Consider the following 24166-nt stretch of genomic DNA (forward strand, 5'->3'; position numbering starts at 1 on the left):
ATACGCGATACCCCTGCGCGCAGCGCAGGGAGGTAACTAGCAACTTGGGTTATTAATACCGACTTACTATGCTCGATAGTAAAGATAAAGACGCCGTATTCCTAAAATTAAGCGCTCTTCTTTACCTTTTTAATCCAGAGCATTCTCACGGCGGATGTGACCTTGATAACTCCAAAGCAAGAACGCTGGGGTGAAAATAGTTTTCGGTCTGAGTACCACAAACTGGTAGACTAATTTAACAGCCTATGATTAATGAGTATAAGGGTTTATAACTCAGCGTTAACTGTTAACTACTGAAACTTTTAATACATATCATCATATTCTTGTGCTTCAACTCGTCTTTCGGTACGAGGGGGGAGAAATTCAGCGCGACGTACAGGGGCAAGGGGTGGAGTGGGACCGTTATAGGGATGAATAACTTGTACGGTACGAGTGGGACGCTCTTTTGGTGAGAACAAAGCCAAGACACCAGCGACCACAATACCACCACCTATCGTGAGAGTTATGCCTCCTACTGCCCAAACAGCAGGAGAAGACCACCAGCGATTTTCAGACTGGTGCTGTAACTGGGCTGCATTTTGTTGTTGGTTTTGTTGATTTAATTGGACTTGGTAGTTATAAACTTGTTGGATTTGGGACTGGAGTTGTTGAACTTGGGTTTTGAGACCATTGTTTTCATTCTTGAGTCCTTCATTTTCCATCTTCAGTCGTTCCGTCTGTACACGCATTTCTTCGTTGTTTGGATTGACTGGCACTGGATTAGGATATGGCTGCCCAGCATAAGTTGCAGTTGGCGGTATGACTGTTGAAGGTGCTACCACAGCTGGTGGTAGTTGTGAGCCAACTGTGTAGTTAGGTAGAGGGTTTCCTCCTGCTCCCTTTAATAACACGAGAGCCGCTAGCCCAGCGACGGCGACTCCGCCGATAAATGCCATGCTCTCACTCATCGCCTTTTCCTCTAGACTGCCACGAAACTACAATAATTAATACCTGACACTCTCTCACACTCATCATAAAACTTTTACCCTACTGGTTACATCATACATACCCAAATTATCAGTCATGGAATAGAATCGTTTTTTACCATCTGACCACTCGATATCTGCTTTATATATTCAAGACGATATCGATGAAATTGTCTACCAAGGAAAGTAACAAAACCCCCTTGTTAAACTTTTTTAATCTACTTCGCTTAACTTAACCAGGTTTAACTTATTAAGCATATATCAAGTTGTTGTTATCCCTGCTTTGAGACAAATTATTGGTGGTGATGTATTGTAATGATTCTGAGGCTGTAACTGAGCAGGTTATGCGTCGCCAGTATCATTCCTATACAGGACTACCAAATTATTTTGTCCGCAACGGCGCACCGCCCGTTATGAATAAAAGAAACACCCTTTCCCTTCTTCAGTGTTAAGCGTTAAGCCTTAAGCGTGTTTCTTAGGAGCAGGGGCACTGGCGGCGCGCCACCCGCTACGAATGAAAGAAACACCTTTTTCACGCCAGATACCTACGGAGGGAGACCCTCATCAAGTACTGGCTCCCCTATACTCTTACACCCCCGTGTTTCTTAAAAGCGACCCACAGGCAGCGTAGCACTCATTATGGATGAAAGAAACACTCTTTCTCTTACATCCCTACACCCTGTGTTTATCGAGAGCAACTTGAACCCACAGGATCGAAAGCTTAAGTCTGGCGACTTGAGAAGGGGGCTGCGCTTAATATTTTCTGTTCAAAACGGTCACACAGCAACTGAGATAGTTGTGATTAGGAGCTACTGCGCCAATAGTAGCTCCTAATGAAGGACAAAGAACAAATTTACACCTGGGATTGTTCCTGTTCTATTTCGGCTTGAATTTTTGCGAGTTCTTCGGGAGTAAGTTCTTCCAAGCGCTTCTGCAAATAGGCTTCTTCATATTGTTCCCGTTGTTTGTGGTAGGTCATTTTTTTTCCCACCGCACGGAAACCATAGCTCAACAACCAGGCAATCAAACCAACAAATAATAAGACTTGGCTCCAAATACCAGCTTTCGAGCTATCTATGCCTATTAGTTTCAGTAAGACATATGCCAAGCCGCCTGCAACAAAAATGCCAAAGCCAATTCCGATAGCATCAATGCGTCGCATGAGAGTTATGACCTACCAATTTCGTTAAACTTCAATTTGTCGCGGTCGGGGTCGCAAGTTTACAAACGGCGACAGGAGCAACAAACCTGGAAAGAAGAAGAATACTAAAAAGTACATGAAGGCACGTTCCACAGAGCTAACCACATACCACCGTAAGTTTAAGTAAAACAGGACAGCGGCTGGTACGACCAAAAGATAAGCTCCAGCTAAAATCAGATACAGTAGCGCTACAACCATAATTTCTTGGCTCTCAGTAGAAAAGACCTGTTGGTGGATCTGTTTTCCATGATAGGCTGAATGCCTTGGCTGTTGGAAGTATTGTTGCCCTAGTGGAGGAATTAAGATTGAATAATAAAGATTTAAAAAATTACTTCCATCTTTACTTTTATTTTTTGATCTATTTTCCAAAAATTATGCTAAAGTAAACAACCAGTGCTGTACAACGCACACGAGAAATGCTTGAGCAAACATCTGTAATGCTAAGCGCGCTACTTTGAGGGTAACTCGAAGGTCGGCGACTAGCGAACCCAAAAGGTGCGGCAACGAAAGTAAGAGCCAAGTTAGAATAACCTAAAAGCTCGATTTCGACTCAAGAATCTCAAATTTTCCAGTGTAAAAGTGCAAAATTGGACAAATAACACATTTAATGCTGGAATAGATGAGGAGGTTCTTTATTACCTCCACAAAACAACTGACTCCCAAACATGTCAGGGGGTGTGGCGGAATGGTAGACGCTACGGACTTAGATAACTGAGCCTTGATGGAGAAATCCAACAAGTGACTGCTCTCAAATTCAGGGAAACCTAAATCTGATAACAGATATGGCAATCCTGAGCCAAGCCAAATTTGTCTTTTTTCTTTCGTTTTTAGTTAATTGTTACTAGCAAATGACTAAGGACAAATGATTAATGACCAATGCGGAAGGTGCAGAGACTCGACGGGAGCTACCCTAACGTAAAGTCGAGGGTAAAGGGAGAGTCCAATTCTCAAAGCCTTATCGGGTTATTGAACCAACTAGGCAGTAGTGAAAGCTGCGAGAGAATGAAAATCCGTTGACCCTAAACGGTCGTGTGGGTTCAAGTCCCTCCACCCCCATTCAAAATTCAAAATTCCAAGTTCAGAATTCCAAGTTCAGAATTCAGAATACTCCTTAGGGATAGGCTAGGCATAGTTTGTAGCTTATCTCTAGGGAGATCTGAGATTCAGAATAAAAAAATAATCCAAGAATAAAATGGTGCTGGCTCCTCAAAACTGAGGACTATAAGAGGCGTTCGTCGATCCAAGATAAGCCAGCACCAGCAGTTTCAGCGAAAATACTCACCAGACGATACAAACCAGTTGCGCTTAGAACTACGGCAGTTGGAAAATGTTGTTGCAAGAGTGCGATCGCTGTGGCTTCAAATACCCCTAAGCCACCAGGTGCTCCTGGAACCACTAACCCTAGTAACCACGCAAAACTAAAAGCACCAACTAATAAAGGAATTTGACTAAAGTTTAAAGGACTCAAGGCAAATAAAGTTAATATAAACCCTGCGCTGCGTAGTCCCAAAAAGCCTAATTCTCCTATCAAAGGTCGTAGGGGATATCGTTCTAGACTCCAGCTAACTCCTTGCTGGGTGTTGGAAGCAGATTTTTTTACCTTTATACGCTGCAAGAGGTGAGTCGCTCTATTCAAAAATTTGGGATGTAAAACACAAAGCACTCCTAACAAACCCAGTAGTTGTAGGATGAGTTGAATGATGGTAGTTTTTTCGGTTAGAAATTGGCTAGTGAGTAGAACAACAATTAAAGCTGCTGCTGCCATCAGTAGAGGTTCTAGCAATACACTAAGAGTTGCTGCACCTGGAGAAACATTTGCATTTTTTGCTGCTATAATTCTTCCGTAGTAATGCCAGATATTACCTGGTATGTACTTGGCAAGATTTGTTTTGAGGTAAACTTGAATAAACTCGAAAGAGTGGACTGGTTGATTTAACTCTCGAAGAACCCAAGTCCATACCCAACCAGCCCAAGTGTGTGCTACCAATGTGATACCTGTGGCGATCGCCAGGATTGCCCATCCCACTGCGTCAATATGGATGGTAGCGACTTCTTGCCAGTTATCTTTAAAGGCTTTTACCAGAAAAAATAAGGTTCCACCTAAAATTAGCCAGCGTAAAGTTTGCTTGATCATTTTGGTAATTTACTTTATGTAGCAGGGAACGCTTAACGCTTAACGCTTAACAGGCGTGTGATTGTCTGCTGGTGTCAGTATTTTTTCATTAGTTCATGTCCTAATCTACCTGACTACTCTTATAACTTTGCTCACAGACTGACTACATAAAATCATATGGTATCTTAGCTATGTGTACCAGTATTTCCCGCACAACTTGTGAAAGCTTTTGTTGAGATATTTAGCTTTTTTGACTAAAATTTATATAAGAAAAAATAAGTTATTTTTTACTTTTAAGTTTTTCACTGTTTTATTTGTCTAATTAGATAAAAACTATATTATCTGATGATATCGCAGCTATTTTAGCTTCTTAAACTTAGCTGATTTTAATATAAAAAGCATTAATTAATTTGCAAATCAAAGCATCTTATTTTTTATCTCATTTAGCATAATTTGGTAACTAAATATTCATACATTCATAAAATGAGACAAAATTAACACCTGCAAATCAGATGCTAATTATGATAACTGATATACCTCTAAAGTTAGACAAAGACAGTAATAAAATGTGACTTTTGCTAGAGGCATTGTTTGTTTTTCTCTTTGTAATCTTATGAAGAAATCGTTGCTCAAATATTAAGAAAGTATTTTTCTTGTTTGTAGTTGACGGGAGGAATAGGTGAATAGTTTAACTTAATTTTATAAAAAAACTGCGGCTGCGCCAGATTGTGATAGTGTTTTTAGCTGGGCTGTTATTGATCTGACTTTTCACCTGAAGTTCTCAAACTACCAAACAGCGTAGTTTTTTTCACAACATTATTGCTAATAGTGTTTGATTAATGAGAATAAGTGACGGAAAAATCAGGTTTTAGAAAGCGCCCAAAATAACCTTTTCCACATGTCGTGAAAAGTCACGTTGTTGATAAGCTAATACGCAGTTAGTTCTTGGTTAATGTTAAACTTTGTCATACAAGCAAAAGGAGTCGCACTGTGAAAAAAATCGTTGCACTGTTCAAAAACATTCGCCCAATCAAACTTATAACAGTTTTTGTGGCGGGAATGATACTGTTTATTACACAAGCTTGTAGTTCTGTAGCTGCAACAGCGCCTCGTCAAACTGTAGGAGACCAATCTGCACCTCCTAATTCTGAAACATATGTTCCAAAAGGAGCCAATGTAAATTCTGGCTCTGAAGGCGGGATGAATAACTTTAGCGATCTTGATCCCAGAACCAGTGAAGGTAAATTCAAAGCTGAAGCTGAGGCTCTCAAAAAAAATGCGGAAAAAAACATCCAGAACAGCTCGAGTGATGCAGGAGAAAATATTCGCCGCGTAGGTGAAGATGCAGGAAAAGTAGGCAAAAATATTCAGAAAGAAACTGGAAAGATCACAGAAAAAGTTCAGAGTGGGGCTGAGAACTTTGCTGAAGGAACCAAGCGAGGTATTGAAAATATCAAAGAAAACGCCAGCGATGCTGCTCAGGGTACAGCAAAAACTGCTCAACGTTCTGCTGAAAACACAAAGATAAGTGCTCAGCGTGCCGCAGAAGATGCTGGCAATGCAGTGGACAAAAAGTTAACAGATGCCAAGACCACTGCTGATGATAAAACTCAAGAGGCGGCCAAAAACACTGGTAACATCTTGGAAAAGGCTGGTAATGCCATCAAAGATGCTGTTAATTAATTAGCTAATAGCCTGTTGTTATTTGCTCATAACTTTCAGTCTGTGAGCAGATGAACCAAGCCCGCATAGGCGGGCTTTTTTGCTGTCGTGTTAAACAGACTAGAGAAATTCACCGCCAATAGCTGTTGCTGTTTGCGCGTACCAATTCTGTAGCCCTAGCCGCTGAATTTCTCGCCAAGGAATATTGTGTTTTCGCGCAAGTTCTGCACAGTCTTCATATTCTGGTTGGACGTTAGTTATCGCTTTTTTGTTTGCTTGTCCTGTCCATGCTACCTTGACGCGCACAACACCGTATTCAGTTTCCACTTGTTGAATTTCTCGTTGGAGAGTGGTGCGTTGCTGAGTTGAGCGACGAATTCCTAAAGTGGTGGTTTCGCGAAACAAAACAGCTTCACAGTTGTGTAGATTTTCTGGATGACAAATCACACTCAGCAAAATTCCTGGGCGAGATTTTTTCATGCCTAAAGACTGGGTAAAGACATCTAAAGCACCTGCGGCAAATAATGCCTCAAACACATAACCTATAGCCTGTGGACTTAAGTCATCAATTTGGGTTTCTAAAACACAGACAGTTTCCAAAGCTGGACTAGCATCACTGGCAATGAATTTTGTTGCGGATGAATTATCTGTGAAACCCACAGTTAATTTATCTGTGACATTCGTTGCCCCATTTATTGCTAAATTTGTTGCTTCACCTAACCATAGGCGTAGAATATTAGCAATAGGTAAATGAATTGAACCAGCACCCAGTCCTACTTGTTTGATGGTCATTGGAGGTGGAGAACCAAAGTCTACAGCAAGAGTTGTTGCGATCGCAGCTCCTGTTGGTGTGACCATTTCCCGTTCGATAGCGTTACTATAAACTGGACAGCCGCGCATTTCCCATAACTTCAAGACTGCTGGTACTGGTACAGCCATTTGCCCGTGCGCAGCTCGAACTGTTCCCCCACCAGTAGGTAGCGGCGAGCAGAATAATAAAGGTAATCCTTGATCATTGCTCTCGATACCCAACCAATCTAAACCCAAACAAGTGCCAACAATATCGACAATGGCATCAACAGCACCCACTTCATGAAAATGAACTTTTTCTGGCGCAATACCGTGTACTGCCCCTTCTGCGACTGCTAGCTGTTGGAATACTGCCAAACTCCAAGCTTCTGCTCGTGATGGTAACCCAGCTTTTTGAATCATCCGCTCAATTTCTGGCAAGTGGCGTCCGTGATGGTGATTGTGTTCATGATGGTGGTGATGATGGTGGTCTACTAAATCCACATGAACTTTGGTAGCCTGTTGAGTATTACGGTGAACAAATTCTGCTCTCAATTGATACTCATGCTCAATCCCTAACCCGTTGAGCTTTTCGGTTAAATACTCTAAAGGAACACCCAAACTAACCACAGATCCCAGGCACATATCACCGGAAATTCCTGTGGGACATTGAAGATACGCAATTTTAGTCATAATGAGTCAAACAATTTTGGATTAGGAATTTTGGATTTTGGATAAAATAATTGATTCCACGAACCGATGTGGGGGCTTGTACCCAACATTCAATTCTGTAGACTGCAAGGCCGCAGCCCGTTCTGCGTTCTAAGTGCTTTTTTCCGTCATTAATTATTAATTGTTTGTTAGTTGCGAGTTGTTAAGTGCTAAAAATACCACTAACGATTAACTACTGGTCTTTTTTTTATTTCTATGGCAAAAATTTTTCAAGTTCATCCTGATAATCCCCAAGTCCGGCGTATAGAGGAAATACAAGCACAACTGCAACGTGGCGCAGTGATGCTTTATCCTACGGATACAGTTTATGCTATTGGTTGTGATTTAAATGCTAAATCAGCAGTGGAGCGAGTAAGACAAATAAAACAGTTGGCAAATGATAAACCACTGACATTTTTATGTCCCTCGCTTTCTAATGTTGCCACTTATGCTTATGTAAGCGATAATGCTTATCGGATGATGAAAAGCTTAATTCCAGGACCGTATACGTTTTTGTTACCTGCAACAAAGTTGGTGCCACGACTGGTACAAAATCCGAAGCGGAAGACCACTGGAATTAGAGTGCCAAATCATACTATGTGTATAGCTTTATTGTCAGCGCTGGCAAACCCAATTATTTCGACTTCAGCACATTTACCACCTAATGATGATATAGATGATGAGTATAATGACAAACAAGCACAAGCTTACCTAACCCGAATAGAATTATTTGACCGTTTGGACAAATTGGTAGATGTGATTGTGGACACTGGGGAGGAACCCAAATATGAAGTTTCTACTATATTAGATATGACAGGAGAAATACCAACGATAGTGCGGCAAGGTTTAGGCTGGGAAAAAGTCGCTGCATGGGTATAAAAGTATAAATATTTAACTTCACGCCCCCAGTTGTCAATTCCATAAAACAGAGTAGAAATGACTCCAGTTTTTAGATTGTCATACCTACAAGATTGGGATTAGGTATGATTTGAAGTGTGAAAAATCTTGGTGCAGTAAGGGTTTGGGGTACTTGGGAATCATGACGGATATCCATGTATCTGTCGCTTTTTAGTGGTTTGTAAAAAAACCGACACACCGCTAATACTGTAACTTTTTCGGTTGTTTTACAGTCATATTGTGTGAACAATTCTGACGGCGACTCTTGATGGATAAAAACCATGAAAGAGATTTGCTTACTGGGGCGTGCCTTGGTAGTGCTGTCTAAGTATTGTTGTACGGTGCAATACCAATTCTAGAAAAGTCATGAAACCAAATCTTCCCAACCTACCCATATCCACACCTTCTTTAAACCACCACGTTTCGACGGAACAATTGCAAGTTTGTAATAGTGATGCTTTGGTGCAACTGCTGTGCAACGAAATGCAATCTCAGGTGAAAACAACACCTACGTCGGTGCAAGCTATAGCAAAGCGCATAGCAAAAGAAGTGGAACGCATCTGCAGCAAAAGTTCGCGCATCCAAACATCAGGACAAATTAAGTCTTGGCTGTTAAACTTGGCAAGGCATCGTTCGCAAAAATGCCTGCGTTACTACCAATTGGGTTCAAAAAAAGGTCGTGTAGAATTACATAGCCAATTGGGGGCGATGGTTTACCGGCACATTATCATATCAAGTTCTGATTTAGGGTTTGAAGCTCGTTACAACTTGATTGAAGATTTCCTACAAGCATTTTATCTGGAAGCTATCAAAGCTTTCCGGCGTGAAAACGAACTTCCGGAAGATTATACCCCACGTACTCAACTAGAACTCGCAGAATATATGGCGTTTACAGAACAATATGCCAAACGTCGCATCAATCTGCCTGGCGGTAATCAACAGTTGGTTATATTACGTGCTCAAAGTTTTGCTCGTCGTTTACCTCAAGAAACTACTGTAGATATTGAACAAGCTGTTGAGTCGGCTAAGAGCGAAGAAGCAGAATCTTATCAGCGCACGAGCGCGGTTCAACAAGTTCGCTCTCAGATGACAGCACAATCTCAGTTTGATCCTGCTGAAGATTCCGAGCGCGATCGCGTCATCTCAGAATTAGTAAAATATTTAGAAGCTCACGGTCAAACTGACTGCATAGATTATCTATCTTTAAAACTGCAGGATCTCTCAGCACCAGAAATTGACCAAATTCTCGGTTTAACCACCCGCCAGCGCGATTATCTACAACAGCGTTTTAAGTATCATGTAGAAAAGTTTGCTAAGCAACACCAGTGGCAGTTGGTACATCAATGGTTAGGCGCAGGGCTAGAACAGAAATTGGGTTTATCCTCCCAACAGTGGGAAGTATTTGTCAGTCAACTTTCGGAACAGCAACAGCAAATTTTGCAGCTCAAAACTGCAAAACACAGTGATCAAGCGATCGCCAGAACAATCAAATGTACTCCCAAACAGCTACAAAAGCGCTGGACTCAAATGTTAGAAATTGCATGGACTATCCGCAACGGTAGTACAGGAATGCAGGCAGGCTAAAGTTGTAGTGAATTGTATCAACCAAGAAGCTAGTCTTATTCAATTTTCTAGAGTTTATCCTATTTGTTTAATGTTAAACATAGATAATCTATTCGTTGTTCTAACTCAAAAATCTGCTGTTCACCTTTCCTTCTCTATTTCCGATCTATTGGGAAATAGAGGAGGGTAATGGGGGACAAAGGAAGAGTTGCAGAGTTCAATAATTCTCAAATGTTGCCGCCAAAAGTAAATTATTCTTAAAATCAAAGCTATAATTTATAGTCAGCTTTTTCTTTTCAATATTTGGAGAGCAATGACTCAAGGTGGCAGAGCAAATCAGTCTGGCAACGTCTTGGAAAAAACTGTAGAAGGAACTTTGTTAGGGCATGGGTATGAGTTAGTCGGTTCTAATCTCGTAAAGAAGAAGCGTTTGGGATATCTTATAAGCTGCACAAGTCTTCCAAAACGATACGCAAGACAGGTTTACATTGGATCAGGAATTTATGGTACTGATATTTCTGTAGACTTTTACATCATTGGTTCAGCAACAACTCCTTCTGGTTTAATCATTGAATGTAAATGGCAGCAAATTAATGGCTCAGTTGATGAAAAACTTCCTTACGTTAATTTGAACATCCAGAATTGCTACCCTGCACCAGCTATTGTTTTGATTGACGGTGGAGGAATGAAACCAGGCTCAATTAACTGGTTAAAAAACCAAGTAGCTCATAATCAAAATTTATTAGCAGTTCATAATTTAAGTAGTTTTGTTGCTTGGACTAACAATAACCTTTAATACATCTTTAATACGAAGTAATTAACAATTCGTTAATGACGCCACGTTTTTTTGCATTAGAATTAATTGATCTCCCAGCTAACACAGTATGTATATGAAAATCTTTGTAAAGCTCGCGAATAAATGAAGTGTCTGAATTAGATAGCATCACTTTGACGCCACGTTTTGCGAGTTCTCCAAAGACTTCTCTTAGTTTATTTTGCTCTTTTTCATGAAAACTATAACGACTATATGATGTAAAATTACTGGTGGTACTGACTGGATAATACGGTGGATCAAAGTAGATAAAATCATCTTCATTGCTAGCATCATCTAGCACTTCTTCAAAACCTCTGACTTTTATCTCTGCTGATTGCAAAGCAAGTGATGCTGAACGTAAGCTAGATGAATCACAAATATTAGGTTTTTTGTATCTGCCCATTGGTACATTAAATTTGCCTTTGGAGTTTTCTCTGTAAAGACCGTTAAAACAAGTTTTGTTCAAATATATTAAACGAGCTGCTTTTTTTACTTCACTATCCTCAACAGTAGTTCGCATTTGATAGTAATAATCTTTATTATGTTGCTTTTCATGATATTGGAGAATATTAATTAATTCATCTAGATGATTTTTGACGCAATCATAAGTATTAATGAGTTCTGAATTAATATCAGTTAAAATCGCTTGCTTAGGCCTAGTATACAAATAGAAAAAAACTGCTCCACCTCCTAGAAATGGCTCATAGTAATTTTGGAATTCATTAGGAAAATAGGTATCATATCTTGGAATTAGTCTGCTTTTTCCACCTGCCCATTTTAAAAATGGACGCGGAAAATCTTTTTTATCAACTTGACTCAACATTTAAAAATTAATTAATATAGTTATTTAATTAGTGTCAATAATTATATTATATACCAATTATATTTACGATTGTAACATTAATTTAAACCAACCACAAAAACGCGAAGTTCGCTAAGACAAGAAAGGAAAAGAGAATATCATGCATGAATTATTTAGAAATGCGATATCTTTAGATTAATTTAAGTAGCTCAAGATTTCAAAATAATGTACAAGAGAGTATTTGCGATTACTTCGTTAACATAGTTCCGCTTGCAGCGGACATTTTATGTTTCCTTAAGTTGAGCAACTTAGTAATTCTCTCATGTCAGATTACAATGAGAAGAAATAAACTTATCAAAAAAACGTGTCGTCTATAACAAGGTAGTCTAAATCTAGATGTTTGACGGATTCTGGAAAAATATTTCTCGCTACGCTAGCTATTTCATTACAACACTTTTGGGTGTGCTCTTGAATGCTTATGCGCCTTTGATACCTCTTTTTAAACGCCCAGTCACCTTAATACCTATTTTGGGCTTGTTTTTAGGCGCTCTGGTTTTTCTTACTCTCACGCTGCGTGCGATGCTTGGTTTGAGTACAATTTAGACTATGACTTTGGTGGGAGGTTCACTCCCCTAACAAAGTCGTATTTATGTAATGTGTAGTAGATCCTCTGTGAGGAGACGAATTTTATGGCTACAGATCGCCGCGTTTCCCGCGTTGCTGAGTTGATTAAACGGGAAGTTAGCCAAATGTTACTCAACGGTATCAAGGATGATCGTGTGGGGACAGGAATGGTGAGTGTGACTGACGTTGATGTATCTGGAGATTTGCAACATGCAAAAATCTACGTCAGTATTTATGGCACAGAGGAAGCCAAAGCAGAAACAATGGCTGGATTAAAGTCAGCGACAGGTTACGTCCGCAGTGAACTGGGTGCACGAGTGCGTCTGCGTCGCACACCAGAGGTGGTGTTTCTTGAAGATCGATCTATAGAACGTGGTACAAAGGTGTTGTCGCTTTTAAACAAGCTTCAGCTAGAACGTCAACTAGAAAATCCGGCAGAAGAAAATAAAGATAACTTCGTTGAATAATAAAGATTTATGTCCGGAGGATTAAGTAACGTAAACAACAATTAATTAAAGTACGTCAGCTAAACATTAAACAGACACGACTAGTCGTGTCTGTTTAAATTTGCTTAATGCAAAGCTCACTGAGAGGGCAGTTACAACAATTTACAGGTTACAGACTACGTTTGAGTGAGGGAGTAAGGCAAGGAATGAGGGAATGTTAGAGCAGCGAGCCGTAGGCTGGGAATGAGGGAGTGAGGGAGTGAGGGAATGAGGGAATGAGGGAGTTATTTTTCTCCCTGTTCACTGTTCACTGTTCACTGTTCACTGTTCACTGTTAAGAGTTTGTGCTTATTTTAAAAGGCAGAGTAGTTTACAAAACTAAAGACCAGCCAGTTAACAGAGGGTTAATTGTGGGGTTTCGGGTATGGTGCAAATTCTTTTCCCTACATCTAACATAGGGACAATATCTTTCGTCTGATCCAATCGGACTGTTAAACGTCTATTTTTGCTTAGCAAACTCTAAAATGAGATTTTGACTTGACATGCCATGTCTAAAGAAAAAAGCCATTGATATTTGCTTAGCAAACTATAAGATAGCTGTGCGTACTCCTGCTTTTTGTGTTGGGTTTTCTCTTTTTGAATTTTGTAATTGTAACTGCCTATGCTGCCCGATATAGACAAACTCTCCCTGGCTGAACAGGTGGCTCAGATGATCGTTGTTCGTGCCTCGGGCTTTTTATTCGATCACCAAATTCAGTATCCTGTCTGGGAACCACCAGCAGCAAAACTCCAACACTGGGTGCAAGACTTAGGGGTTGGTGGAGTGATTTTACTGGGGGGAAGTGCTGGGGAATTAGCTATCAGGACACAACAATTACAAAAATGGGCGAAAACTCCTTTACTGATTGCTGCTGATATTGAAGAAGGTGTCGGACAGCGCTTTAGTGGATCAACTTGGTTTCCGCCACCAATGGCATTAGCCTCTATCTTCCGCAAGGATCAAAAGTTGGGTTTGGATTATGCCCAAAAAATGGGAGCCGTCACTGCACAAGAAGCTTTAGCCATTGGGATTAACTGGGTATTAGCTCCTGTGGTGGATGTGAACAATAATCCTGATAATCCTGTGATTAATGTTCGCGCTTTTGGCGAAACGCCTGATGAGGTTAGTCAGTTGGCTTGCGCCTTTATTCGTGGTGCAAAAAGTTATTCTGTCCTGACAACGGCGAAGCATTTCCCAGGGCATGGCGATACGGCTGTTGATTCTCATCTGGATTTACCAGTGATCCCGCACTCTTTAGAGCGACTGGCACAAGTGGAATTACCACCTTTTGCAGCGGCGATCGCCTCGGGTGTAGATACAGTCATGAGCGCTCACCTATTAATACCCAGTTTAGATCCAGAACTACCAGCGACCTTGTCACACAAAATATTAACAGGGCAGTTGCGGCAAAAATTAGGCTTTGAAGGCTTGATCACCACAGATGCTTTGGTTATGGGTGCTATTACCAACCGCTATGGAGCTTCGGTTGCTCCTGTGATGGCTGTGGAGGCTGGTGCTGATATTTTACTCATGCCTGTTGATCCCGAAGAGGCTATTAGTGCTGTATGTAGCGCTGTTGAAAGTGGTCGGATTTCGCGATCGCGCATTCGCGACTCTGTTGAGCGTATTTGGCAAGCGAAGAGCAAAATCTCTTCTGAACCAGTCACTACTACAGGTTTTATCGAGCGCACGGCTCAAAAGGATTCTCTTGAGATTGTTGGTGAGATTTTGCAGCAAAGCCAAATCATTCATGGCTCCGCGTTAGCATTAGAGCAAGTTATAAATGTCATAAAACTTAATAATAAGCAAAAAGTGAATTTATACAATATAATCGTTGTTGATGAGAGCTTAAATTGTAGCTTTTTAGACAAATTTTCGCCAGTAATTACACGTACGAAGAAGATGGGATATAAAATTCAAATTGTTGATTATCAGACTCAAAATACCAGCAACTTGGAGGAAAATCATCCGACTTTACTACAGGTCTTTATTAGAGGAAATCCATTTCGTGGGAGTGCAGGACTTACTAAGGCAGCAGAAGGCTTACTTAAGAAATTGTTAACAACCAAGGACTTACAAGCTTTTGTCTTATACGGTAGTCCATATGTATGGCAACAATTTATACCTTTACTTCCGAAGGATGTTCCTGGTGTATTTTCTTATGGGCAAATGTCAGCAGCACAAGAGTGCGCTCTACGCACCCTCTTTGGTATGTAGAGAATCTATCTGGAAAAACATTTTCTCTTGCCAGACCGTGCTTTTTAGCAGCCACTAAAACAGCCTTAACAACGTCAGCAAGATCAATCAACTCTCTTAATGTGTTAGCGTGCAATACAATTTAAGCAAATGTCAGGACTCGTTGATTTTCGTAACATTTCTTCATATAATTTTAGGATGTATAGCGTCAAAATGAAAATAGTTCCGTATATAAAACTACAAAACCCCGACGACTAGCTTTCCATATCTATCAACGTTTGTTCCTAAGGGATTTTGGGAAATCAATTAAGTGTTAAATTGTGAGCAAAAACCATGAGTGTGAATACGGTGCCTTCTATCAGTTACTATTCTCTAGATGTGATACAAGATGAAGCACGCCGACTGGTGCAAAAGGGCTTGGTCAGCAGACAGCAGCCGATTTATACCTTGTGCCAATACATCCCGGCTAGAGAGTGGGTATGTATTGAATGTGAGCTAGAAAAGTGTGATTTCTTGCTGCGCGATCGCATTGCCGATCTGATCGGTCGGGAACAGTGGGAAAACGACTAATCAGTTTTTCATTTTTGATTGTGGAATGGGATATAGAAATTGATAAAAAGGGATTTAACCCTCAAATTGAAATGTAATCTCTGCTTTTTATGAACCTTTTCCAGTCCAAAATCTTAAATATCCCATCTTCCCTCGATACAAAAGTGTTTTCTGGAGATTCTTAATCTACATTCGCCTTGCAACCACCCGTCAAAGTAGCCCTAGAAGTGTTGCTGAACATTGGGTATAGAGATTTTAGGGTGTTAATGCCACATTTAGATATGTGAATTCCGGAGCAGTTCAATTTCAGCAAGTGCTCCGGAAGTTTTGTATATCTGACAATATACAGGTTAAGTTACCCGACTTGTTCGAGATACTGGTTGATGTCTTCTATGACGCGCGTCAGTTCGGCTTCTGTTGTCAAGCGAATAGTCGCATCGCGGACAGTTAGCAATACTTTGGCTGCAAACGGAGTAGACCAAATATTGGGATTACAAAAAATTTCTAAAAATACCTCTCCTGTGTAACGATATTCCATTGGACGCTGGGGACTGGGTTTACCACCAGGGGTGGTTTTAGCAGCAACAGCTTTGAGGCTTTGCATCAACTCATCCAGTGCTGCTTTAAATTCTCGTGCGGCTTGAGGTGAAAAACTAAAAGAGACGGAACCTTCTACTAAGTTCAGTGTCAGACGATTTTCGGACATGAGCTACTGATAAAAACTTCTATAGCAATCGTAAATGATTCGTGAACACTCATTTGGGGAGATCAGGGAGGAGTTCGTGCTTGAACAAACAAAGTGAACCTGATACGGATAGCATGCAATTTGATTTTCTGTGCGCCTGCTGTTTTGGTAAAGTTGAACGTATCGGCGGCGAACAACCTCGCGATGACACGATTTTCTTTGCCGAATGCGCGGATGGGTAGGTGTAGAAAAAGAGGTTTGAAAAAAAATGGCTGGATTGCTTACAGGACAGGAATTTCAGACAAAAATCTTTTACAACCATCCGCGCCCCCTGCCCAGACTGGATTCCAGCCATTTGCTGTCAAGCAATTTACTTTTTCTAGTGCTATCATTACATCATCCGCGATTTAGAACCTTGAAAAGTTTATATAGTGCAGCTTTCTAACTGCCGCAGTTGAAATTTCTCTTACTCCCTATTAGGGATTGAAACCACAACAACCACATCTCCTTTTGTAGGCATCCAAGTTGAAATTTCTCTTACTCCCTATTAGGGATTGAAACAGGAAAAGCTTTTGCATATATAGCGACTAATATTGTTGAAATTTCTCTTACTCCCTATTAGGGATTGAAACATGAACCATCGCCATTTCTTGAGGAACATTCCCAGGTTGAAATTTCTCTTACTCCCTATTAGGGATTGAAACATTCTCTCCCAACCTTGCAAACCACCTATGAGGTTGAAATTTCTCTTACTCCCTATTAGGGATTGAAACTATAGTCAATCTCTGTATAACTGAATTTTTATCTGTTGAAATTTCTCTTACTCCCTATTAGGGATTGAAACCTGAATTAATAGTTGGTACTTTTACTTGCCCAGATCCGTTGAAATTTCTCTTACTCCCTATTAGGGATTGAAACGTTAACAGTAACAGTTGTAGTAGCCCACAAAAATTGTTGAAATTTCTCTTACTCCCTATTAGGGATTGAAACCAAAAATAGCAACAGGACAAATTGCGATCGCAGTTGAAATTTCTCTTACTCCCTATTAGGGATTGAAACTAAAGTGTATTCTGTCCCATCTGCTAGGTAAGTTGAAATTTCTCTTACTCCCTATTAGGGATTGAAACTCTAGTTCACTGTCATCATCAGTATTGGCTTTGGTCGTTGAAATTTCTCTTACTCCCTATTAGGGATTGAAACTCCATAATTGCACCTCAAACCAAAGGAATTGAACGTTGAAATTTCTCTTACTCCCTATTAGGGATTGAAACGTTACAGGAATTGAGCGTTACGACTATCAACAGAAGTTGAAATTTCTCTTACTCCCTATTAGGGATTGAAACGGTTTGCGTTGGGTAATGTCGAAGCAGATTGTTGGTTGAAATTTCTCTTACTCCCTATTAGGGATTGAAACTTCCAAGTAACTTTAACTATAATCGCATGATTATTTAGGTTGAAATTTCTCTTACTCCCTATTAGGGATTGAAACGTCGGCTTTCAGCTTTAAGTCTTGGATACCATAAGGTTGAAATTTCTCTTACTCCCTATTAGGGATTGAAACTTTAATATCTTGGTCAACTACAGCGCAAGGGCTGCAAGTGGTTGAAATTTCTCTTACTCCCTATTAGGGATTGAAACGAATGTTTCCTATCAGTCTATTATTGTCATTGTTAGTTGAAATTTCTCTTACTCCCTATTAGGGATTGAAACTAATTTGGGATGATGCAGCCATCCAACAAATTAAAGTTGAAATTTCTCTTACTCCCTATTAGGGATTGAAACGGAAGAAGAGGTGAACGCTCGTTTTGAACTACGAGTAGGTTGAAATTTCTCTTACTCCCTATTAGGGATTGAACCGATTGAAAAACTTTTAATGATAAAAAATATAATTACATCAAAAAGCTATAGCTAATGTTCAAAGAAATTGACGAAAAATTAGCTAAAAATATTCCCAACAAAACCCAATTATTCGTTCCTTTAACAATAAAGTAAATCCTTATCATGTAAGACTTTGAAAGATTTTTGACACTTTGCGATCTAAACTTAGATTTATCTAAGCTGATAAAAAAAAGACTTTATGACTCAAGATAACCGCGCAAAAGTGCGAAAGGTTTTAATTATTACCTTAGTGCTGAATATCTTTGTCATGGTGTTAAAAGCTGTCGTAGGAAACTTGACAGGTTCTCTGAGTTTGACTGCTGATGCTTTACATAGTGTGACTGATAGCGCCAACAATATATTAGGATTGATTGCCAGTCGGTTTTCTTCCCCAAAACCAGATCGGGATCATCCATACGGGCATTTAAAATTTGAAGCAGTAGGGGCGTTGGGAATTTCTGCTTTTTTAGGTATAGCTTGTTTTGAAATTCTCCAGGGGGCGGTTGAACGAATCATCAATGGTGGTGGTAAGCCCATCACAATATCACCACCAGAGTTAGGGTTATTACTGGTTGTCTTGGGTGTAAATATTTTCGTGGCGTTTTACGAACGTCGTATAGGACAACGGGTGAGAAGCCCAATTTTGATTGCTGACGCCAAACACACTATGAGTGACATCTGGGTAACAATCTCTGTGATTGCTGGTTTGATTGGTGTGTGGCTAGGTTTTGAGTGGCTAGATTTGGCTTTGGCTTTTCCTGTGGCTTTGTTAGTCTTTTGGAGTGGCTGGACTGTTTTAAAAGAAAATTTACCTTGGCTTGTTGATAGGATGGCGATCGCCCCAGAAGTGATTCATGCGATCGCACTTTCTGTTCCTGGAGTCGTTAACTGTCATGATATTGCTTCTCGTGGTGTGATCGGTCGTCAAGTCTTCATCGAAATGCATTTAATAGTCGATGCACCTGAGGTAGAAACTGCCCACCGTATCACCGAGGAAGTTGAAAAGCGACTAGAAGAACGTTTCAGTCCAGTTAGAATTTTGATTCACGTCGAACCACCTGCTTACCAGTCGAACCATGTTTCCTTCTAGCCCTGACTACTGCGTAAAAATTTTTCCCTCTCCTTAACAAGGAGAGGGATGCCCGATAGGGCAGGGTGAGGTTTTACACTTGGCTACTTGCTGGTGCAAAAAACAAATCAGGTGGGCATTTGAAATTACTCCCACTCAATAGTTCCAGGCGGCTTGGAGGTGATATCGTAAACCACTCGGTTAACACCTTTGACTTCATTCACAATCCGGTTAGAAATCACTTCTAAGACATCATAAGGCACACGCGCCCAGTCAGCAGTCATACCATCTTCACTGGTGACAATCCGCAAAACGATGGGGAAAGCATAAGTACGTTGGTCGCCCATAACACCTACACTGCGAATTGGTAGTAAAACAGCAAATGCTTGCCAGTAATCGTGATACAAATCACGTTTGTTAATTTCTTGACGCACAATTAAGTCTGCATCACGTAAAATATTTAACCTTTCGGCAGTAATTTCGCCTATAATGCGAATCGCTAAACCCGGTCCAGGAAAAGGATGCCGTTGGACAATTTCTTCTGGTAAACCAATAGCACGTCCTACTTTACGGACTTCATCTTTGAACAGTTTCCGTAACGGTTCCACCAGTTTGAATCGCAAGTCTTTGGGCAATCCACCAACGTTGTGATGGCTTTTGATTTTCACCGCCACCCGTTCTCCAGTTTGTGGATCAACGTTGGTATTAGCAGATTCAATAACGTCTGGATAAAGCGTGCCTTGAGCTAGATAATCAAAAGGTCCGAGGCGTCTGGATGTTTCCTCAAAAGCACTGATAAATCCATGCCCAATTATACGACGTTTTTCTTCGGGGTCAGTAATGCCGGACAGTGAAGAAAGGAAGCGTTCCCTAGCGTTGACATATTCTACCGGAATGTGAAATTGTTCTTGGAACAGTTTTATCAGTCGTTCTGGCTCATATTTTCGCATAAAGCCTTGGTCGATAAAAACACAAGTCAACTGATCCCCAATAGCTTTATGCAGCAAGAATGCCAAGGTTGAAGAATCGACTCCTCCAGAAAGCGCCAACAGCACACGTTTCTCGCCAACTCTGGCGCGGATTTCTCGAATAGCTTCTTCGACAAAAGCGATAGTTGTCCAAGTCGGTTCACACTCGCAGATATGGTATACAAAGTTACGGATTAAAGCTATACCACCAACAGAATGCACTACTTCTGGATGGAATTGGACGCCGTAAAGTTTCTTGTCGTGATGAGCAATAGCTGCACACGGAGTATTTTCCGTATGTGCCAGTAATTCAAATTGTTCTGGCATCTGAGTGATAGAGTCTGCGTGGCTCATCCACATCGTCGTACCATCTTCAACATTAGTGAGCAAATCTGTGGGATCATCTATATAGAGTGATGCTTTACCATACTCACCTCGATCAGCTCTTGCCACTTCCCCGCCCAGCTGTTGCACCATCAGTTGCATACCGTAGCACACACCTAAAATCGGAAGTCTCATATTCCAAATTTCTGGGTCACACCGGGGAGCACCATTGTCATAAACTGAATTGGGACCTCCAGAAAGGATAATCCCCTTAGGATTGAGTTGACGTAGTTGTTCAGCTGTGGTGCGATAAGAAAGGACTTCAGAATATACTTGGGTTTCACGAATTCGGCGGGCAATCAGTTCAGAATACTGAGAACCGAAATCGAGAATAACAATCATTTGGCGATTAAGCGGCCTTAAAGATTCAACTTTTTCAGGCGCTTGTTCTGTTGGTAGAGTCACCGCAGTGTTCATGGCAGGGAAGATGTGAGTGTAAGAAGAAATTGTCGCTTATCAGGTTAAAAACAATACCATTTCTCTGCGTTGTCAGGCTGTGATGGTAGTAGAAACCCTCTGCACACGCGACTTTGAGTGCGTCTGCTTAGCCGATAGTTATGTGTAAATGGTATTAAGAAGAAAAACTTACCCTAGATTGGTAAAATATTATAGCCTGATTGGTGAATCTTAAGATTATTTATAATAAATTAACATAATTTTGCTATTATCAAACTCCCATTTGTGACAACAGGACTTGCATATTGTCCCAAGAAAGTCCTTGTTGAATGTAGCGGGGTGCTTCCGGATTATAAGGACTGGCTACGCGGTCAATTTTGATAATTTTTGCTTCATCTTGCAGCACAGGAACATCGGGGTCAAAGGCAGTTGGGCGCGTTAAAGAACTGGAAAAGCCTTTAAAAATGGCAATTTGGTCTTCCTCACCCGCAATTTCCACACTGACAAGCAGGACTTCTTGGGGACGTTTGACGGTATATTGTTCTAGACGCTTGCTGATAGAATTGTTCATTTTAAAAATGACGTGTCTATTAATGTTTCTGAAGAGTAGCCCTATAGGCAGCGCAGCACCCGCTACGAATGAAAGAAACACCTTTTTCCCGTGATCCCCCTACACCCCTGTGTTTACTCAGAACTACTGCGGTGTTGCTGAGCGTCCCTGCTTACCTAGTTTAACGACAACGAAGTAACTTAAGTAAAGCACATAAATAATTAAACCAACGATACCCAGAAAGCCGAGAAAGCCAGGTTTGGAGTTGGGATGGAAATAATCTTTAAATAGTAATGGAGCTTCAAGCCAAACGCGACAATAAGGAGTTGCCATCGCGCTTGAGGAAAAAGCACAACCCACAAAAGGTATAAAGGCAATTGCGCTCAAAATACAATACACCGTCGTAGCCCAGCGCCAGGAGGTAAAAAGCAGCTTTAAAGGTCCATTTGACAGATATTCAATTTCATCGTTGAGATCCACCCAGAACCACAGAGAAATAGGAATCAGAATCAGACCCATCAGCCCTGAGATAAAACTCACTCCAAAGCCAGCAATCATTAAGTAGATGGTGATTGCCAATAAACTCGCGACTCGCCAGTAAATCGTGAGCAAACGTTGTATCGCTTCGGCTTTTTCTACATATGCCCAAATTAGCAGAATAATGGGGATAATTACCGCGAATAATACTGCTAATCGGTAGTCCATCCAGACAAACGGACGAAACCAGAGTTCATTATTCATAATTTTTTTATGAGAAATCAACAATTATAGTGAATAGTCAATAAGTATATGATATTACTCATTAGCCTTGTACTTTTTTCTTTAGAAAGAAACAGCCATTCCCAACCCTTTATCTAGATGAGGGATAAAAAGAAAATCTCACCCCCTACGCACATTTCCAATTTTCTACAGAAAATGGAATGGGTTTGAAGTGAGATTTTGTACAACGAGGTATTTAAAATGCAAGATAGCCAGTAAACTGATTCTGATTACTTGCAAACGTACCATAAATAAAGTGCTGGACGAATCAGTTTTTAATCATCGTAAATTCTGCACTCATCTGCATCTGGATTATCATCACAGTACCTTTCAAGAGAGTTTTTGGTTTTTTGATTAGACTTTTGGTGGGCAGCTTCGGCTTGTAGTTCTTCTACTGCATCCCAAGCGGCAGCGCACTCAGCAGAGTTACTACCTGAGGTATCGCAGGTAGCACGAGCTTGTTCACGTTCTTGTTCGATTGTCTCTTGTATGTTGCTCATGTTCCTAGTCTTGTTGTGTTTTCAATACAAGTATAGAAAAAATTCAAAAATGACAGTTTTTGCACTATGCTTCCCATTTTACTGTTGTTGACCAAAAGTTGTCTCACCAGTAAGTGAGGGAATGTACTCCATAACTATTACAGTAAACCGTATTAATGGTTTTTTATTCGTCTTTATCTTTTAAGATTTTGGATTTTGGCTATAAAGATAAATTATACAATTTATTTTGGTCGGCAGTTCACCACATCGCCTAAGCTATGGCTCGTGCGAAGCACTACTATGAGTCTAGCAGGAGTCTTCTCGTCGGTTCTTGATAGGATAAAAATAAAAACCGATTAGCCTCAAAAAAAAGAATGGAAAACTCATGGCAGACCAAATACAGTGGGCAAACGCTTTATCAACCCGTCCTTCTTTGGAAGCAGCTGTTGCAGATGTGGTACAACAAGCTGTCTCGTCGTTAACAGCACCTGCTGATTTAGGGCTGGTATTCATTTCGTCTGCTTTTACAAGTGAGTATTCTCGGCTTTTACCCTTACTTGCTGAGCGACTTTCTGTACCTGTGCTTATTGGTTGTAGCGGTGGTGGTGTTATTGGGACAACTGGGCGCGGACAAACCGAAGAGTTGGAAGCAGAACCTGCCCTCAGTTTGACCTTAGCGCATCTGCCCGAAGTAAGTGTAAAAGGTTTTCATATTGTTCCTGAAGAATTACCTGATTTAGATAGCCCGCCAGATGATTGGATTGATTTGATCGGTATGCCATCAACACCAGCGCCACAGTTTATATTGCTGTCTGGCTCGTTCTCATCTGGAATTAACGATTTACTACAAGGGATAGACTTTGCTTATCCTGGGTCGGTGACAGTGGGAGGACAAGCAAGTGGAGCCGGTTTGGGAGGTCGTATCGCCTTATTTTACAATGACAAAGTGTATACTGAAGGGACAATTGGCGTCGCTTTGAGTGGTAATATTGTCTTGGAAACTATTGTGGCACAAGGATGCCGACCGATTGGGAAACTGCACCAAGTTACAAAAAGCGATCGCAATATCATCCTGGAACTGGATGAACGAATACCACTGCTTATCTTGCGAGATCTGATTGCCAACTTAAGTGAAGAAGACCGAATCCTGGCACAACATTCTTTATTTGTTGGGTTGGCGATGGATGGATTCAAGCAAGATTTGCACCAGGGAGACTTTTTGATTCGTAGCATCCTCGGAGTCGATCCAACAGCCGGGGCAATTGCGATCGCAGACTATATTCGACCAGGACAACGCCTACAATTTCACCTACGCGACGCTCAAACTTCTGCTGAAGACTTGGAATTTCTCTTAGAAAGTTATTACACAAAACAAGTTGCACAACCGTCTGCAGTTGGTGCCCTGATGTTTTCCTGTGTGGGACGTGGTGAAGGACTCTACCAAAAACCTAATTTTGATTCTGAGCTTTTTAGGCGTTATCTCAAAGATATTCCAATAGCCGGCTTCTTTTGTGGCGGTGAAATCGGTCCTGTGGGTGGCAGTACTTTGCTACACAATTATACCTCTGTTTTTGGAATTTGCCGTGCGATCAAAGACTCAGGAATAAGTTAGAGATTTTTCCTTGT

22 protein-coding genes, 1 pseudogene and 1 CRISPR repeat array are annotated in these 24166 nt (G+C 40.8%); of the genes and pseudogenes, 11 read left to right on the forward strand and 12 right to left on the reverse strand.

Translation table 11 applies throughout. The annotated features are described in order from the left end of the window. Positions 1 to 302 precede the first annotated feature (302 nt). The 4 genes from AC5JM2_RS34185 to AC5JM2_RS34200 all read right to left on the reverse strand — a co-directional run bounded on the left by AC5JM2_RS34185 (position 303) and on the right by AC5JM2_RS34200 (position 4300). Positions 303 to 947, reverse strand: coding sequence for a heterocyst differentiation related protein (locus AC5JM2_RS34185; protein ID WP_495840393.1), 645 nt, complete (start codon positions 945 to 947; stop codon positions 303 to 305). 871 nt (positions 948 to 1818) lie between these two features. Further along, positions 1819 to 2127 carry a DUF3007 family protein gene (locus AC5JM2_RS34190; RefSeq protein ID WP_495840395.1) on the reverse strand — a complete coding sequence of 103 codons (309 nt, stop codon included), beginning with the start codon at positions 2125 to 2127 and terminating at the stop codon, positions 1819 to 1821. 24 nt (positions 2128 to 2151) lie between these two features. After that, complete coding sequence (gene ndhL, locus AC5JM2_RS34195; RefSeq protein WP_495840554.1) at positions 2152 to 2403, reverse strand: NAD(P)H-quinone oxidoreductase subunit L; 252 nt, start codon at positions 2401 to 2403, stop codon at positions 2152 to 2154. A gap of 982 nt (positions 2404 to 3385) precedes the next feature. After that, complete coding sequence (locus AC5JM2_RS34200; RefSeq protein WP_495840397.1) at positions 3386 to 4300, reverse strand: lysylphosphatidylglycerol synthase transmembrane domain-containing protein; 915 nt, start codon at positions 4298 to 4300, stop codon at positions 3386 to 3388. Positions 4301 to 5269: 969 nt separating this feature from the next. On the opposite strand from AC5JM2_RS34200, the gene AC5JM2_RS34205 reads away from it, so the two are divergent. Then, complete coding sequence (locus AC5JM2_RS34205) at positions 5270 to 5962, forward strand: DUF6658 family protein (RefSeq protein ID WP_495840398.1); 693 nt, start codon at positions 5270 to 5272, stop codon at positions 5960 to 5962. A gap of 99 nt (positions 5963 to 6061) precedes the next feature. On the opposite strand, the gene larC is transcribed toward AC5JM2_RS34205, so the two are convergent. Then, entirely contained in the window at positions 6062 to 7423 is a 1362-nt protein-coding gene (gene larC, locus AC5JM2_RS34210; protein WP_495840400.1) for a nickel pincer cofactor biosynthesis protein LarC, read from the reverse strand. Between the two features lie 234 nt (positions 7424 to 7657). On the opposite strand from larC, the gene AC5JM2_RS34215 reads away from it, so the two are divergent. Continuing rightward, complete coding sequence (locus tag AC5JM2_RS34215; RefSeq protein ID WP_495840402.1) at positions 7658 to 8320, forward strand: L-threonylcarbamoyladenylate synthase; 663 nt, start codon at positions 7658 to 7660, stop codon at positions 8318 to 8320. A 70-nt stretch (positions 8321 to 8390) separates the two neighbouring features. Here the strand turns inward: AC5JM2_RS34215 and AC5JM2_RS34220 are convergent, their stop codons facing one another. Then, on the reverse strand, positions 8391 to 8621 hold the full coding sequence (locus tag AC5JM2_RS34220) for a hypothetical protein (RefSeq protein WP_495840404.1): 231 nt from the start codon (positions 8619 to 8621) through the stop codon (positions 8391 to 8393). 83 nt (positions 8622 to 8704) lie between these two features. Between AC5JM2_RS34220 and AC5JM2_RS34225 the strand changes: the two genes are divergently transcribed. Together AC5JM2_RS34225 and AC5JM2_RS34230 are read left to right on the forward strand one after the other, a co-directional pair. Beyond that, positions 8705 to 9922, forward strand: coding sequence for a HetZ-related protein (locus tag AC5JM2_RS34225; protein ID WP_495840405.1), 1218 nt, complete (start codon positions 8705 to 8707; stop codon positions 9920 to 9922). Positions 9923 to 10214: 292 nt separating this feature from the next. Further along, a complete protein-coding gene (locus AC5JM2_RS34230; RefSeq protein ID WP_495840407.1) occupies positions 10215 to 10697 on the forward strand; it encodes a PD-(D/E)XK nuclease superfamily protein in 483 nt (160 codons plus the stop codon). A 7-nt stretch (positions 10698 to 10704) separates the two neighbouring features. Here AC5JM2_RS34230 and AC5JM2_RS34235 read toward each other — a convergent pair whose 3' ends face one another. Further along, complete coding sequence (locus AC5JM2_RS34235; RefSeq protein ID WP_495840408.1) at positions 10705 to 11538, reverse strand: DNA adenine methylase; 834 nt, start codon at positions 11536 to 11538, stop codon at positions 10705 to 10707. A gap of 375 nt (positions 11539 to 11913) precedes the next feature. Here AC5JM2_RS34235 and AC5JM2_RS34240 point away from each other — a divergent pair, with 375 nt between their 5' ends. The 4 genes from AC5JM2_RS34240 (at position 11914) to AC5JM2_RS34255 (ending at position 15393) form a co-directional block, all read left to right on the forward strand. After that, positions 11914 to 12120, forward strand: a complete 207-nt coding sequence (locus tag AC5JM2_RS34240; RefSeq protein ID WP_495840411.1) for a DUF751 family protein — start codon at positions 11914 to 11916, stop codon at positions 12118 to 12120. An 86-nt stretch (positions 12121 to 12206) separates the two neighbouring features. Then, positions 12207 to 12608 (forward strand): 30S ribosome-binding factor RbfA, encoded by a 402-nt coding sequence (gene rbfA / locus AC5JM2_RS34245; RefSeq protein WP_495840413.1) that lies wholly within the window; start codon positions 12207 to 12209, stop codon positions 12606 to 12608. 640 nt (positions 12609 to 13248) lie between these two features. Beyond that, entirely contained in the window at positions 13249 to 14844 is a 1596-nt protein-coding gene (locus AC5JM2_RS34250) for a glycoside hydrolase family 3 N-terminal domain-containing protein (RefSeq protein ID WP_495840414.1), read from the forward strand. Positions 14845 to 15156: 312 nt separating this feature from the next. Continuing rightward, complete coding sequence (locus AC5JM2_RS34255) at positions 15157 to 15393, forward strand: DUF4327 family protein (protein ID WP_041040790.1); 237 nt, start codon at positions 15157 to 15159, stop codon at positions 15391 to 15393. A 334-nt stretch (positions 15394 to 15727) separates the two neighbouring features. Here the strand turns inward: AC5JM2_RS34255 and AC5JM2_RS34260 are convergent, their stop codons facing one another. Beyond that, entirely contained in the window at positions 15728 to 16078 is a 351-nt protein-coding gene (locus AC5JM2_RS34260) for a hypothetical protein (protein ID WP_495840417.1), read from the reverse strand. 74 nt (positions 16079 to 16152) lie between these two features. Between AC5JM2_RS34260 and AC5JM2_RS34265 the strand changes: the two are divergent. Together AC5JM2_RS34265 and cdf31 are read left to right on the forward strand one after the other, a co-directional pair. Then, positions 16153 to 16299 (forward strand): annotated as a pseudogene (locus AC5JM2_RS34265) (CRISPR-associated endonuclease Cas2); the annotation flags it as partial. Between the two features lie 211 nt (positions 16300 to 16510). After that, positions 16511 to 17914: a CRISPR direct-repeat array (repeat unit 37 nt; unit sequence GTTGAAATTTCTCTTACTCCCTATTAGGGATTGAAAC). Positions 17915 to 18134: 220 nt separating this feature from the next. After that, a complete protein-coding gene (cdf31, locus tag AC5JM2_RS34270) occupies positions 18135 to 19025 on the forward strand; it encodes a CDF family zinc efflux transporter Cdf31 (protein ID WP_495840419.1) in 891 nt (296 codons plus the stop codon). Between the two features lie 125 nt (positions 19026 to 19150). Here the strand turns inward: cdf31 and guaA are convergent, their stop codons facing one another. The 4 genes from guaA to AC5JM2_RS34290 all read right to left on the reverse strand — a co-directional run bounded on the left by guaA (position 19151) and on the right by AC5JM2_RS34290 (position 22561). Next, positions 19151 to 20773, reverse strand: coding sequence for a glutamine-hydrolyzing GMP synthase (gene guaA / locus AC5JM2_RS34275; protein ID WP_495840421.1), 1623 nt, complete (start codon positions 20771 to 20773; stop codon positions 19151 to 19153). A gap of 250 nt (positions 20774 to 21023) precedes the next feature. Next, the gene (locus tag AC5JM2_RS34280) at positions 21024 to 21323 is read right to left on the reverse strand and encodes a DUF7734 family protein (RefSeq protein WP_169266246.1); all 300 of its coding nucleotides are present in this window, start codon (positions 21321 to 21323) and stop codon (positions 21024 to 21026) included. 123 nt (positions 21324 to 21446) lie between these two features. After that, entirely contained in the window at positions 21447 to 22043 is a 597-nt protein-coding gene (locus tag AC5JM2_RS34285; RefSeq protein WP_495840423.1) for a DUF3177 family protein, read from the reverse strand. 293 nt (positions 22044 to 22336) lie between these two features. Next, the gene (locus AC5JM2_RS34290) at positions 22337 to 22561 is read right to left on the reverse strand and encodes a Calvin cycle protein CP12 (RefSeq protein WP_495840424.1); all 225 of its coding nucleotides are present in this window, start codon (positions 22559 to 22561) and stop codon (positions 22337 to 22339) included. Positions 22562 to 22925: 364 nt separating this feature from the next. On the opposite strand from AC5JM2_RS34290, the gene AC5JM2_RS34295 reads away from it, so the two are divergent. Beyond that, positions 22926 to 24152 carry an FIST signal transduction protein gene (locus AC5JM2_RS34295; protein ID WP_495840426.1) on the forward strand — a complete coding sequence of 409 codons (1227 nt, stop codon included), beginning with the start codon at positions 22926 to 22928 and terminating at the stop codon, positions 24150 to 24152. Positions 24153 to 24166: the final 14 nt, after the last annotated feature.

It is taken from the genome of Brasilonema angustatum, assembly GCF_059505445.1.